General features: G+C 67.3%; 12 protein-coding genes. 7 read left to right on the top strand and 5 right to left on the bottom strand.

Features of this window, described 5'->3' with window-relative positions:
• Positions 1 to 121: 121 nt before the first annotated feature.
• Positions 122 to 514, top strand: a complete 393-nt coding sequence (locus EV643_RS33225) for a DUF6766 family protein (protein ID WP_133804150.1) — start codon at positions 122 to 124, stop codon at positions 512 to 514.
• 9 nt (positions 515 to 523) lie between these two features.
• Here EV643_RS33225 and EV643_RS33230 read toward each other — a convergent pair whose 3' ends face one another.
• Both EV643_RS33230 and EV643_RS33235 read right to left on the bottom strand, forming a co-directional pair.
• Positions 524 to 1,156, bottom strand: a complete 633-nt coding sequence (locus tag EV643_RS33230) for a ClpP family protease (RefSeq protein WP_133804151.1) — start codon at positions 1,154 to 1,156, stop codon at positions 524 to 526.
• Entirely contained in the window at positions 1,153 to 1,761 is a 609-nt protein-coding gene (locus tag EV643_RS33235; RefSeq protein ID WP_133804152.1) for a ClpP family protease, read from the bottom strand. Before EV643_RS33235 ends, EV643_RS33230 begins: the two co-directional genes overlap by 4 nt.
• 227 nt (positions 1,762 to 1,988) lie before the next feature.
• On the opposite strand from EV643_RS33235, the gene pcrA reads away from it, so the two are divergent.
• The gene (gene pcrA / locus EV643_RS33240) at positions 1,989 to 4,307 is read left to right on the top strand and encodes a DNA helicase PcrA (RefSeq protein WP_133804153.1); all 2,319 of its coding nucleotides are present in this window, start codon (positions 1,989 to 1,991) and stop codon (positions 4,305 to 4,307) included.
• Between the two features lie 141 nt (positions 4,308 to 4,448).
• Positions 4,449 to 5,012, top strand: a complete 564-nt coding sequence (locus EV643_RS33245; protein WP_133804154.1) for a hypothetical protein — start codon at positions 4,449 to 4,451, stop codon at positions 5,010 to 5,012.
• A gap of 3 nt (positions 5,013 to 5,015) precedes the next feature.
• Here the strand turns inward: EV643_RS33245 and EV643_RS33250 are convergent, their stop codons facing one another.
• From EV643_RS33250 to EV643_RS33260, 3 genes are all read right to left on the bottom strand, one after another.
• The gene (locus EV643_RS33250; protein WP_202869873.1) at positions 5,016 to 6,335 is read right to left on the bottom strand and encodes a lanthionine synthetase LanC family protein; all 1,320 of its coding nucleotides are present in this window, start codon (positions 6,333 to 6,335) and stop codon (positions 5,016 to 5,018) included.
• A 94-nt stretch (positions 6,336 to 6,429) separates the two neighbouring features.
• The gene (locus EV643_RS33255) at positions 6,430 to 7,188 is read right to left on the bottom strand and encodes a M23 family metallopeptidase (RefSeq protein WP_166665669.1); all 759 of its coding nucleotides are present in this window, start codon (positions 7,186 to 7,188) and stop codon (positions 6,430 to 6,432) included.
• A gap of 345 nt (positions 7,189 to 7,533) precedes the next feature.
• Positions 7,534 to 8,445 carry an esterase/lipase family protein gene (locus EV643_RS33260; protein WP_133804155.1) on the bottom strand — a complete coding sequence of 304 codons (912 nt, stop codon included), beginning with the start codon at positions 8,443 to 8,445 and terminating at the stop codon, positions 7,534 to 7,536.
• A gap of 184 nt (positions 8,446 to 8,629) precedes the next feature.
• Here EV643_RS33260 and icmB point away from each other — a divergent pair, with 184 nt between their 5' ends.
• The 4 genes from icmB (at position 8,630) to EV643_RS33280 (ending at position 12,663) form a co-directional block, all read left to right on the top strand.
• Positions 8,630 to 9,046, top strand: coding sequence for a coenzyme B12-dependent isobutyryl CoA mutase small subunit (gene icmB / locus EV643_RS33265; protein ID WP_133804156.1), 417 nt, complete (start codon positions 8,630 to 8,632; stop codon positions 9,044 to 9,046).
• Positions 9,047 to 9,394: 348 nt separating this feature from the next.
• Positions 9,395 to 10,669 (top strand): ABC transporter substrate-binding protein, encoded by a 1,275-nt coding sequence (locus EV643_RS33270; RefSeq protein ID WP_238165960.1) that lies wholly within the window; start codon positions 9,395 to 9,397, stop codon positions 10,667 to 10,669.
• Positions 10,670 to 10,798: 129 nt separating this feature from the next.
• Positions 10,799 to 11,815, top strand: a complete 1,017-nt coding sequence (locus EV643_RS33275; protein WP_238165968.1) for a carbohydrate ABC transporter permease — start codon at positions 10,799 to 10,801, stop codon at positions 11,813 to 11,815.
• Positions 11,815 to 12,663 (top strand): carbohydrate ABC transporter permease, encoded by an 849-nt coding sequence (locus EV643_RS33280; RefSeq protein ID WP_133804158.1) that lies wholly within the window; start codon positions 11,815 to 11,817, stop codon positions 12,661 to 12,663. Before EV643_RS33275 ends, EV643_RS33280 begins: the two co-directional genes overlap by 1 nt.
• Positions 12,664 to 12,697 lie beyond the last annotated feature (34 nt).

The raw sequence follows: 12,697 nt of genomic DNA on the forward strand, positions 1-12,697 counted from the left end.
CATAAGGAGGGGTCAGGTCGCTCGAGAGACCGATCCCCCGAGGTCCCGTCGTTCAGCAACCAGCGGCGGGGCCGTCCGGGCTGCCCGGATTCCGGTCGGCCTATCCGGGTACCGGAGGGCCATGACCTCAGATGACATCGCACCGGATCCACGCGAACACCGGCGGCCCAACACCCACATGCGGCGGTGGGGCGCCGTTTACCTGCTCGCGCTACTGTTCCTCGGCTCCTGGATCGGGCAGTTCTTCACCCAGTTGAGCGAGTTCCGCACCGACCAGGCCGAGCACCAGCAGGCGTTCGCCTGGGCCGACTACCTGGTGAACTTCTTCGCCAGTACGTTCGAGAACTGGCAGAGCGAGTGGCTCCAGCTGGTCTTCCAGGCGGTCCTGCTGCTCGGCGCCAAGCACATCATCTTCCGCGTCGACGCCGAGGACATGGAACGCCTGGAGGCCAAGGTCGACCGGATCTCCCAGCATCTCGAGGAACGTCCGACCCAGCCCTTGAGCGGTCCGTAGTACGGGTTGTCAGGCGGAGACGGCTGCCTGACTCGGGAACAGGGCGGGGGTGATGCGGTGGCGGATCACCTCGTCGACGATGCCGTAGGCGCGGGCGGCGTCGGCGTCCAGGACGTGGTCGCGGTCGGTGTCGTGCCGCAGCTTCCCGATCGGCTGGCCGGTGTGGGCGGACAGGACGGACTCGACCTGACCGCGGACCCGGACCACCTCGTCGGCCTGCAGGATCAGGTCCGGGATGGTGCCCTGACCGCGGGCGGCCGGTTGGTGCAGGACGACCCGGGCATGCGGCAGGATCGCGCGCCGACCGGGTTCGCCGGCCGCGAGCAGGACCGCGCCGGCCGCGATCGCCTGGCCGACGCAGAACGTCGCGATCGGTGACCGGACGAACTGCAGGGTGTCGTAGATCGCCAGCATCGCGGTCATGTCGCCCCCCTCGCAGTTGATGTAGAGGTTGATCTCCTGCTCGGGTTTGTCGGCCTCCAGGTGCAGCAACTGGGCGATCAGCGCGTTCGCGACGCCCGCGTCGATCGCCGTACCGAGGTAGATGACCCGTTCGGACAGCAGGTGCGAGTAGACGTCCATGATCCGCTCGCCGCCGCGCGGGTGCTGGGTGATGACGTTGGGAATCGTGTACGAGCTCATCGGGCCACCTCCGTGGTCTGGACGCGAACCGGCATCACCTGGTCGAACGACTCGACGATGTGGTCGATGAATCCGTACTCCAGTGCCTCCCGGGCCGTGTACCAGTGGTCGTGCAACGAATCCTCGTAGACGGTGTCGAGCGGTTGCCCGGTGTCCTCGGCGATCAGGCCGAGCACGGTGTCGCGGATGTGCCGCAGATCGTTCGCCTGGATCTCGATCTCCGCCGCCGATCCGCCGATCCCCGACGACCCCTGGTGCATCAGCACTCGCGCATGCGGCAGGGCGTACCGCTTCCCCTTGGTCCCGCCGGACAACAGGAACTGCCCGGCACTGCACGCCAGCCCCAGTACGACCGTCGAAACGTCGCACGGCACCAGCCGCATCACGTCCCGGATCGCCAGCATCGACGGCACCGATCCACCGATCGAGTGGATCCACAGCGCGACGTCCGTCCCTGGATCCTCCGCCGCCAACGTCATGATCTGCGTCGCCAGCAAGGTCCCGTTGTCGTCGTCCAACTGCCCGTCCAGTACGACGACCCGCCGTCGCAACAACTCCATCCGCGCCTGCTCACTGAACATCGGCGCCTTGTTCTCATCAGCCATGTCTCCACCCTGACCGCCCACCCCGTCCCACCCCACCTTTTCTGCTGCCAGCGACTCTGCTCTAAGCCAACGCGGCGCCCCCAAACCCCGACCTTGTGCACCGCCCGTCCATTTCTGCGGCGGAAATCTGGCCGGGCGGTGCTCAAAGTGGGGGCTACGCGGGCGCGGCGGGGCGCGGCGCGGGCGCGGTACGCGGATTGTCGGGGGGAGTGTCTAGGGTGGTGGTGATGACGACCCTCTTCTCTCCCGATGAACTGCCGGTGCCGCTCGAGGAGCCGAAAAAGCAGCGGACCGATCCGGATTCGCTGCTCGAAGGGCTCAACCCGCAGCAGCGGGCCGCTGTCGTGCACGCGGGCAAACCGTTGCTGGTGGTCGCGGGCGCCGGGTCGGGCAAGACCCGGGTGCTGACCCGGCGGATCGCGTATCTGCTGGCCGCGCGGGACGTGCATCCGGGCGCGGTGCTGGCGATCACGTTCACCAACAAGGCGGCGGCCGAGATGCGGGAGCGGGTCGTCGACCTGGTCGGGCCGCGGGCGAAGCTGATGTGGGTGTCGACGTTCCACTCGTCCTGTGTGCGGATCCTGCGCCGCGACATCAAGCGGTTCGGGATCAGCTCGACGTTCTCGATCTACGACGACACCGACTCGCGCCGGCTGATGACACTGGTCTGCCGCGAGCTCGACCTGGACGTGAAGCGGTACAACCCGCGCGCCGTCCTGAACTGGATCAGCACCCAGAAGAACGAGTTGATCGACCACGAGACCGCGGCCTCGAAGACCTCCAACCACCTGGAGGAGACGTATGCCGAGTGCTACCGGACGTACCAGGAGCGGCTGGCTCAGGCGAACGCGCTGGACTTCGACGACCTGCTGATGACCACGGTCAACCTGCTGCAGGCGTTCCCCGAGGTCCGGGAGTACTACCGGCGACGATTCCGGCACGTCCTGGTCGACGAGTACCAGGACACCAACCACGCGCAGTACACGCTGATCCGGGAGCTCTGCGGCGAGGACGACCCGGCGTACAACGGCCCGACCGCGCCGCCGGCCGAGCTGATGGTGGTCGGCGACTCCGACCAGTCGATCTACGCCTTCCGTGGCGCGACGATCCGCAACATCCTCGCCTTCGAGGAAGACTTCGCCGGCGCCGAGACGATCCTGCTGGAGCAGAACTACCGCTCCACCCAGACGATCCTGTCCGCGGCGAACGCGGTGATCGCCCGGAACGAGGGCCGCAAGGCGAAGAACCTGTGGTCCGATTCCGGCCCGGGCGAGCAGATCGCGGTGTACGTCGCCGACAACGAGCACGACGAGGCCCAGTTCATCGCCGACGAGATCGACCGGCTCTCCGACGCCGACGGGGTCAAGCCGTCGGACGTCGCGGTGTTCTACCGGACCAACGCGCAGTCCCGGGTGTTCGAGGAAGTGTTCATCCGCACCGGCCATCCGTACAAGGTGGTCGGCGGCGTCCGGTTCTACGAGCGCAAGGAGGTCCGCGACGCGCTGGCCTACCTGCGGGTGCTGGTGAACCCCGAGGACACTGTCTCGCTCCGCCGGATCCTGAACGTGCCGAAGCGCGGGATCGGCGACCGGGCCGAGGCCGCGATCGAGGCGCTGGCGTCCCGCGACCGGATCTCGTTCGCCGCGGCGCTCCGCAGGGCCGAGGATGCTCCGGCGATGGCGAGTCGCAGCGTCAACGCCGTACAGGCCTTCGTCGACATCCTCGACGAGCTGACCGCGATGGTCGACTCGGGCGCCCCGCCGGACGACATCCTCGACGTCGCCCTGCACCGATCCGGGTACTACGAGGAACTGCAGAAGTCACCGGATCCGCAGGACGAGACCCGGCTGGAGAACCTGGACGAGTTCATCTCGGTGGCCCGCGAGTTCGTCGAGGAGCGGACCGCGGCCGGTGAAGCCGCCGATCTGCAGGCCTTCCTCGAGCGGGTCGCCCTGGTCGCCGACGCGGACCAGATCCCGGACGCGGCCGACGACGGTGGCGTGGTCACGCTGATGACGTTGCACACCGCGAAGGGGCTGGAGTTCCCGGTCGTGTTCCTGACCGGGATGGAGGACGGCGTCTTCCCGCACTCCCGGTCGCTGACCGATCTGAAGGAGCTGGAGGAGGAACGCCGGCTCGCGTACGTCGGGATCACCCGGGCGCGGCAGCGGCTGGCGATCTCCCGGGCCGCCGTCCGGTCGGCGTACGGGGCACCGCAGTACAACCCGCCGTCGCGGTTCCTGGAGGAGATCCCGGCCGAGCTGCTCGACTGGCGCCGGGACGAGTCCGCGATCACCCGCTGGTCCGGTACCGGGACGACCCGTGGCAGCGGGATCTCCAGCCGGTACGAACCGCCCCGCCGGACCGCGTCGGACAAGCCGGTGATCGCCCTCAACCCGGGCGATCGCGTGGTCCACGACACCTTCGGCATGGGCACCGTCGTGGTGATCCGGGGCGAAGGCCAGCAGGCCCAGGCGGACATCGACTTCGGCTCCGAGGGCGTCAAACGGCTCCTCCTCCGCTACGCGCCGGTGCAGAAGATCTGAATCCGTACGCCGCGGTCGCCGGGTGCCCGGTGAGCGTGCGCGAATGTGAAGAGCGGGTAGTTTTCGAGCATTCGCGTTGCGGTTCGGGTCCGGCTGAGCCACGCTTGGGACTCGGCCCTTCCCGGACGACAGGCTCTGCCCATGCCCAAGGCGTCAGACAGTAGCAACCGCCGGATCATCCTGGCGGGAGCCAATCCTGGGCTGCGGCTGTTCGACACCGAGGGCAAGGTCACCGCGTACGCGTCGATCTGGATGGTCGACTGGTCTGTCCGCGGCAGCGGGACCGCGGTCATCCTGTGGTTCGACGGGATCGTCCGGGTGGTGTCGGAGGACGTCGACCTGGCCGCCTGGCTGGAGCGGTACTTCGTCCGCTCGTTCCTCGAGGTCCAGGGCTTGCCGTGGCACGAGCCCGCCGTCGAACGCGACCTGGTCCAGGTCTCGATGAACCTGGCCAACGGCCTGACCGCGAAGGCGGCCGACATCCAGATCGAGATGGGCGGCGTCCTCGACCGCCGGCAGTTCGCCACCGACAACTTCCAGCTCGCCGACGGCATGCACAGCCTCAGCCTGGTGATCGCCCCGGTCCGTTCCGCCACCATCTCGATCGGCGGCGCGTCCGTCCCCGGTTTCGTCCAGGTCGACAACTCGCAGGACAAACCCGGCTCGTCCGCCTTCCTCACCACCGCCGAGGTCTGGCGCCGCTGAGGTTTACGGCTGGGCGCAGTTCCACCAGGTGTCCATGCGGGGGACAGGCGGTGCGGAGGAGGCGTCTGCGGTGGGGGCGTCTGCGGCGCGGGCGGCGTGGAAGAGGAAGGCGGCGATACCGGCCGCGCCCCGCATCCAGCCGACCGAGGGGGGCAGGAGTGGCGGATCGGCCCGGTGCTCGATGAATCGCCAGTACGCGTGCGGCCCTTCCCGAATCGCCCGTTCGACCAACACGTCCGCCAGGTGCAGGGCGAACTCCAGGTCCCCCGGCTCCCCCGACCGGTGCCACGAATCCAGGAACACCTCGCCGACTCCCGCAGTACCGCAGCAGCGTCCGTCGTTGTCCCAGAAGCCGGGATGCAGCCGCTGCGGCAGACCCGACGTTCGGACGCTGTGCAGGCACCGTCGATGCCAGGTCAGCGGGGCCTCACCCGCGACCTCGTCGACGCCGGCATAGTCCAGCGCCGTGAACAGCAGCGACGTCCCGCTCACCCCGTGGCACCAGGTGTACGTGACCTCGTCCTCGTCGTTGTGATCGCGCGGGAGATACCGCGGTACGACGAATCCCTCGCCGTCCGTGGTCCCCAAAGAGATCAGGTGCTCGGCCCCACCGCGCGCTGCCGCGACCAGATCGGGCCGGTCGAGCTCGGCGCCGGCCAGAGCCAGAGTGAGAGCCACACCGGCGACCCCGTGCGAGAGATTGGGCATCTGCACCCCGCCGGGCTCGACGCGGAAGCGATCGGACACGAACGGCCAGTTCATCCCGGTCGGCAACACTTCTGCCTCAGCCAGCAGCACCCCCGCAGCGTGTTCCGCCACCGGCTGAGCCTCCACACCGTGACGCCGGGCCCACAACGCACCCAGCAGTACTCCGGCCGTGCCCAGCGTCATGTCGTTGATCCGCGCATCCGGCAGATACCGAGGCGGTCCGACGCTCGTCTGCGGCCACCCGGTCGGCGTCGCCAGGCCCGCGAGCCGCTCGACGGCCGCATCCGCACCAGGTGCCCCGAGCGCTGTGAGCGCCCCGATCGAGCTGACCAGTCCGTCGAAGAACGTGCAGTCCTCCTCGGCCGGGATCGCGGCGGCCAGTTGACCGGCGATCGCGTCCGCCAGCTCCTTCTCCTCGGCGGTCCACGGCCGGCTGAGCCGGATCTCTGCCAGTACGTACGCGAGTCCACCGGTCCCGCCGTACGAACCGTTCCGATCGGGCCGGACCTCCGGGGATTCGATCTCCTCCGGGATCCAGGGTCCGTGGTCGTCCCACCGGACCTGGTCGAGCACCCACCTCCAGGCAGCCTCAGCTACCTCCCGCCCCGCCATCATGCGGCCATCATGTCACCGCACCCGAGCGTTCCTCAGCCGGATCCCGCTGAATTCGACCGTGTTCTCAACCACCGCGTCGCCGCGGGGAGGTGGATCAGACGTTGAGGCCGCAGTCGTTACGGAGCCAGGGGAGGGGGTTGATGGCGGGGCCGCCGTCGGGGTGGACCTCGAAGTGGAGGTGCGGGCCGGTGGTGTTGCCGGTGACGCCGACCGCGCCGACCTGGTCCCCGGCGTACACGGTCTCGCCGACCTCGACGCTGAACTTCGACATGTGGTTGTACCAGGTGACGGTGCCGTCCTCGTGCCTGACTTGCACCTGCCGGCCGTACGGACCGGCCCAGTCGGCGAAGATGACCTCGCCCTTCATCACGGTCCGGATCTTGGTGCCGATCGGGGCGGCGAAGTCGACGCCGGTGTGCACGCTGGCCCAGCGGCTGCCGCCCTGCCCGAAGGTGGCGGTGATGCGGTAGTCGGAGATCACCATCTCGCAGCGGGTGGCCGATTCGCGCGCCTTCTGGGCGGCGGCGTCCGCGGCGGCCTTGGCGGCGGCGAGAGCGGTGGCCCGCTTGGCGGTCAGCGCCCGGGTGGCGTCGAGCTTGGCGGCCCGGGCCCGGGAGATCCGGTCGGCCGCGGCCTGCTTCTTGTTGACATCGGAGCTGGCGAGTTGGACCCGGGAGGAGTCACGGGTGGCCAGCTGGCGCCGCTCGATCCGGGCCGTGGTGACCTCGGAGAGCTGGCTGTTCCCCATCGAGAGCGCAGCGACGTTCACCGCAGAGTTCGCCTGGGTCGGTGAGGCCAGCGAGCTGTGGCTGAACCCCACAGCTCCCGCCGCCGCCGCGAGGGCTGCGGTCAAACCGACTATCTGGGTACTACCTGGGGTGTTACGCCGGGCGACGCGATGCTTGGCACTCTTATGTCCTGCGCCGTTCTTGCGCGCAGCGTTGCCTGGCGTGACGCGGTTGCCCGCGGCACGGTGCTGGGACACAACGTGGCCTTTCGGTCACAGGGGAGGGGCTAGGGGTGGGGCCGAAGCCCTCGCCCGCCCTTCGGGGTTTATTCCCCCTAGGGGCTCAAGCACCATAACGGATGGGTCACGAGGCTACAAACCCTGCCACCCACTTTTCTGCGACTCCTTCACGAAACCTTTGCATGAGCGGCTGCACGTGCATCCGCCTTTCCCCGTCAGAAAGCTGCCGGATCAGGCAGTTTCCGTGCGGGGGACCCGCTCGTCGAGGTTCGCGAGTGCACCGGTGATCTGGTGCACCACCTCGCCGTGGAACGGCAGGGACAGGTGGCCCACGCCGCGAACCCGGATATTACGCGTAGTCAGGTCAGGGTGACTGATCCGGGCCCTCCGTTGCGGCACGATCAGCTGGTCGACGTCGCTGTAGAAGGCGATGAACCGGGTCTGGCAGTCCGGCGCCGGCTGGTCCAGCTCGGCCATCAGATCGCTGTCCGGACGGACCTGTTTGACCAGCGGCCAGGGCAGCAACCTGGCCGCCACGGTGCCCTGGTGCGGTGTGCCCAGCGTGACGCAGGTGTGCACCCGTTCGTCGCCGCCGAGCCGCTGCACGTAGTACCGGGCGATCAGGCCGCCGAGGCTGTGCCCGATCACGTGGATCTGCTCCGAGCCGGACTCCTCGCAGAGCGCCTCGATCTCCTCGCCCATCCGCTCGGCGGTCTTCCGGACGTCGAGGGTCAGTGGCGAGTACGAGAACGTGTGGACCCGGGTGAACCCGCGACGCAGCAGCTGGCGGCGCATCAGGGCGAACACGGTGTGGTTGTCGACGATGCCGTGCGCCAGCAGGATCGGCGTACCGGCGGCTCGGACGTCGCCGACCAGCAGGCTGCGCTGGGCCGGGGTGAGGCCGCTGAGGTTGAGCCGGTCCGTACGGTCGCCCGCGCTGGTCATCAGTGCGAGCGGATACATGGCCAGATGCGTGGTCAGCCAGCCGATCTCGATCGCCGCGCCATGCAGGACCCGGGGTGACAGGGCCGAGCGGGCGCCGTACTTGAGCCCGTCCAGAGCTTCACGCAGACCGCTCCGGCTGGACTCGGCCGTGAGTTCGCCCGGCCGTTCGCCGGGCTGTTCCGCCGCCTCTGCACTCATCGGCGTCTCCTCACTCGCATCAGACCCCCCGCGACAGGTCCGACCACTTTCAATTTCAACGGTAACCGGTTCCCGGGCCGCGTGGCGGGGAACACACGCGTTCGTGTCTTATCCGTGAAGGGCGGCTCGGCTAGCCTGCAAATCTGGACGCAACGCGGCGCCCCAGTACCGAAAGGCCCAGAGCATGCCAGCCACGAGCACCCTGCGCATCGTCGTCGCCAAGCCGGGACTCGACGGTCACGACCGGGGTGCGAAGATCGTCGCCCGGGCACTCCGGGACGCCGGCATGGAGGTCATCTACACCGGGCTGCACCAGACCCCGGAACAGATCGTCGAGACCGCGATCGCCGAGGACGCCGACGCGATCGGGCTGTCGGTGCTGTCCGGCGCGCACATGACCCTGTTCAAGAAGGTCCGCGAGCTGCTGGCCGAGCGGGACGCCGACGACATCGTGGTGTTCGGCGGCGGGATCATCCCCGAGGCCGACCTGGCGCCGCTGGCCGAACTCGGCGTACGTCGCATCTTCACCCCTGGCGCGCCGACCGCCGAGATCGTCGACTGGGTCCGCTCGAACGTCGGCGACACCTCCGCCACCGCCTGATCTGTCACGGATCCGCTCCGGAGCGTACTGACGACGTAGTGCAGCCGATCTGAACAGTCCTGCCCATTTCAGTCGGGTTACTGGTCAGTAATACCGAATCGTTAAGAAACACCTGGTTGTGCGGGCTTCCGAATCGCGGTCGCATACAGCCATGCGTTTGTTCGGTCACGGGGTCGATCAGGTGTGTGGCTCAGGACACATCGCCCCAGATCTCGGTACTGTCCGGATAGGGCGGCTCGCAGCACGGTGGGGAACTGTGGACGACCGACGCAGAACCAAGTAGTTCCATCGGGAGAGGGCAGGTACACGATGAGGTTTGAACGATCACACACACGCAAGGCGGCCTTTGTGGCCGTCGCCAGCAGCCTTGTGCTGCTCGCGTCCGCGTGTGGCGGTGACGAGGAAGCTGGCGGTGGCGCCACGACCGGGGGAGCTCTCGAAGGGCGCGGTCCGATCACATTTGCCACCGGCAAGGACACCTCCGGCTTCCTGCCGGCTCAGGTGTCGGCATGGAACTCCCAGCACCCGGAGGAGAAGGTAACGGTCGTCGAGCTGCCCGAGTCCGCTGACGGTCAGCGCCAGCAGATGGTGCAGGCGTCGCAGAACAAGCAGGACTCGTTCAGTGTGCTCAACCTGGACGTCGTGTGGACCGCCGAGTTCGCGGCCAACAGATGGGTCGAAGAGATTCCGCGAGACTCGTTCCCGAGCCTCAGCGCTGCGATCCCGGCCACCATCAAGACAGCCGAGTACCGCGGGAAGCTGTACGCCGTCCCGATCACCTCTGACGGCGGGATGCTGTACTACCGAAAGGACCTGCTGACCAAGGCGGGCGTCCAGCCGCCGGCCACGTGGGCCGAGATGGCGACCGCGTGCCAGAAGGTGCAGGCGTTGCCGGAAGGCAAGGGCATGGGCTGCTACGCCGGGCAGTTCGAGAAGTACGAGGGCCTGACCGTGAACTTCTCCGAGGCGATCAACGGCGCCGGCGGCGTGGTGGTCGGCGAAGACGGCAAGCCCAACGTCGACACCCCGGAGGCATTGGCGGGCTTGGAGTTCCTGGTGAACGCGTTCAAGTCCGGAGCGATCCCGAAGGCCGCGATCACCTACAAGGAAGAGGAAGGCCGGCGCGCATTCCAGGACGGCAAGCTGCTCTTCCACCGTCAGTGGCCGTACCAGTACGCACTGGCAAGCAAGACCGACGGCTCGTCGAAGGTCGTCGGCAAGTTCGCGGTTGCGCCGCTGCCGGGCTTGAACGGCCCGGGTGTGTCCACCCTCGGTGGACACAACTACGCGATCAGTGCGTTCGCGAAGAACAAGGCCAGCGCGGCCGACTTCATCAAGTTCATGGCCAGTGAGGAACGGCAGAGCGCGAACCTCCAGGCGTCCTCGCAGGCCCCGGCCTGGGCCTCGCTGTACGACGACACGGCACTGCAGGCGAAGTTCCCGTACCTAACTCCGCTGAAGGCCTCGATCGAGAAGGCCCAACCGCGTCCTGCGGTGGTCAAGTACGGCGATGTCACCGCTGCCATCCAGGAAGCGGCGTACGACGCTCTCACCGAGAAGAAGCAGCCGAAGCAGGCCCTCACCGACCTGCAGACCAAGCTGAGCAGCCTTATCACCCAGTGACCATGGACGGGGTCGGTGCACGGCGGTCACGCTGTGTACCGACCCCGACCTGTCAGAGCCCGGGGTCACGCCCGGAGCTAGAAGGAGGCAGAGGTGAGTGCACCCACTCCGGTCGCCGCTGAGCGACCGGTGAATCAACCCCCGACGTCTGAGAAGGTAAGACGTCACGACGAAGGCACCGGGAAGCTCGCGGCGATCCTGCTATCGCCGACGATGCTCGTGCTCGGCCTGGTCGTCCTGTTCCCCATCATCTCGGCGTTGCGCGAGTCCCTGTACCAGCCGGGCGGGGTCGACCCTGAGACAGGTTTTGTCACCGAGGGCGATACTTTCGTCGGCCTCGACAACTACACCGCGATCTTCACCGGCGACACCGCCGATCGGTTCTGGAACGCCTTCTACAACACCACGTTCTTCACGGTCACCTGTGTCGTCCTCGAGACGATACTCGGTGTCGCGATGGCCCTGGTGATGCACAAGGCGTTCAGGGGTCGTGCCGTCGTCCGGGCCAGCATCCTGGTCCCGTGGGCGATCCCAACCGTGGTATCCGCCCTGTTGTGGAAGTGGATCTTCCAGGCAGACGGTGCCGCGAACGCGATCATCGGCCGACAGGTCCTCTGGTCCACCGAGGGTTGGCAGTCGGTGGCGTCTGTCATCATCGCCGACACCTGGAAGACCGCTCCGTTCATCGGACTGCTGGTGCTGGCGGGCCTGCAGACGATCCCGAACGAGGTCTATGAGGCTGCCAAAGTGGATGGTGCCTCCGTGTTCCAGCAGTTCCGCATGATCACGCTTCCACTGGTGAAGCCGGCGCTGCTGGTGGCCGTTCTCTTCCGGATGCTCGACACACTGCGCATCTTCGACCTGCCGTTCGTGCTGGTCGGTCCGCACAAGGACTCGGTCGAGACGCTGTCGATGCTCGCGTACGACGAAGCGTTCAACACCAGATACGGTCCAGCGGCGGCGTACGCGACGGTCCTCTTCATCTACGTGGCAGTCGTCGCGTTCGCGTTCGTGAAGCTGCTCGGCGCCGATGTCATCGGCGACGCCGCAGTGCGGAAGCCGAAGAAAAAGAAGAAGGGTGACTCGGCGCCGCCAGGGGTAGGCGCGGCCGGTCTGGGCGGTCTAACAGCAGGCGGAGGTGTGTGATGGCTACGACAATCAGGGCTGAAGCCGGCCCGCTCCGCCGGTACGCGCCGTTGCTCGGCGTCGCACTGATCGTGCTCTACTGCCTGCTGCCGTTCTACTGGATGATGGTGTCCGCATTCCGGCGGCCCAGCGACCAGTTCGACAACTCGATCATTCCGAGGCCGTTCTCGTTCGACAACATCAAGGACGTCTTCAAGGAAGGCACCGGCTTCGGTCGCGGTTTGGCGAACAGCCTGCTGGTGGCCGGTACGGTGACGATCCTCACCCTGGTGATCGGTCTGGTGGCGGCGTACACGTTGGCCCGGCTGGATTTCCGGGGCAAGAACCTCGTGCTCGCGATCATCATCACGACCTCGATGTTCCCTGGCATCTCGCTGATCGTCCCGCTGCTGAAGCTGTTCATCGACATCAAGTGGATCAACACCTATCAGGCGATGATCGTGCCGAGTCTGTCGTTCGCGTTGCCGCTGGCGGTCTGGACGCTGACATCGTTCTTCCGGCAGATGCCACGAGAATTGGAACAGGCGGCGATGGTGGACGGCTGTACGCCTGCTCAGGCGTTCCGGAAGGTCATCCTGCCGCTCGCGGCCCCCGGTGTCTTCACGACGGCGATCATCACCTTCATCGCGGCCTGGAACGAGTTCCTGATCGCGCTGACGATGGTGCAGGTGAAGGAGAAGCAGACTGCGAATGTGATCATCTCGCAGTTCACCGGTGCGGCGGGACGGGATCAACCGTTCGGCAGCCAGATGGCCGCCGGTGTCATCGTCACCATTCCGCTGGTGATCGCCGTGCTGCTCTTCCAGCGCCGCATCGTCGCGGGTCTGACCGCCGGCGGGGTGAAGTGAGCCTTTTCCGGCGCGATCGGGACCGGGACGACCG

The sequence above is a fragment of the Kribbella caucasensis genome (assembly GCF_004361855.1).
GTDB lineage: Bacteria > Actinomycetota > Actinomycetes > Propionibacteriales > Kribbellaceae > Kribbella > Kribbella caucasensis.